The 234-nt window shown below is 63.7% G+C and carries 1 protein-coding gene; it reads right to left on the bottom strand.

Annotated features, from left to right (window positions below):
- The coding region (locus ACM0OY_RS40660) for a hypothetical protein (RefSeq protein ID WP_414574341.1) at positions 1–210 on the bottom strand (210 nt) is incomplete at its 3' end.
- Positions 211–234: the final 24 nt, after the last annotated feature.

Here is a 234-nt window from a genome sequence, read left to right as displayed (position 1 = left end):
CTTGCCTTCCCAGTTCCACTTGGACGGCCAGAAGCTCAACGGGATGTGGCCGTATCCGCGCGTCAGCACGGCGTCATAGACGACCATCAGCACCAGGGCGGCGACGAACCAGCCCCAGCCGATCCGCCCTTTTGCCAGAAGCACGCCCGCCAGAGCGACGGCCCCAACCGCGCCGACCCAGGCCAGCGTCGCAATTATCGCATCAGGCATATGCCCCTCCATATTCTGTGTCAT

The sequence above is a fragment of the Nostoc sp. CCY 9925 genome (assembly GCF_963920935.1).
Classification (GTDB): Bacteria; Cyanobacteriota; Cyanobacteriia; order Cyanobacteriales; family Nostocaceae; genus Nostoc.
This window is presented reverse-complemented; position numbering and strand designations above follow the sequence as displayed.